This window comes from Streptococcus mitis, from assembly GCF_946188585.1.
Taxonomy (GTDB): Bacteria; Bacillota; Bacilli; order Lactobacillales; family Streptococcaceae; genus Streptococcus; species Streptococcus mitis_DG.
The window spans coordinates 1-234 of sequence record NZ_CAMHVI010000052.1 but is presented as its reverse complement, the minus strand read 5'-3'; the positions used below and the strand labels follow the sequence as shown (position 1 = coordinate 234).

Below are 234 nucleotides of genomic sequence, written 5' to 3'. Positions count from 1 at the left end.
TCAACAAGTGCAAGCACATCAGCAAGCACATCAGCTTCAACAAGCGCAAGCACGTCAGCAAGAACATCGGCTTCAACAAGCGCAAGTACATCAGCAAGAACATCAGCCTCAACAAGCGCAAGCACATCAGCAAGTACATCAGCCTCAACAAGCGCAAGAACATCAGCAAGAACATCAGCAACAACAAGAGCAACTACATCAGCAAGCACGTCAGCAAGCACATCGGCTTCAACA

At 48.3% G+C, this 234-nt stretch carries 1 protein-coding gene; it reads right to left on the bottom strand.

Going from position 1 to position 234, the window contains the following annotated elements; genetic code table 11:
- On the bottom strand, positions 1-234 hold a 234-nt coding region (locus tag N8M66_RS09375; RefSeq protein ID WP_261047249.1), incomplete at both ends, for a hypothetical protein.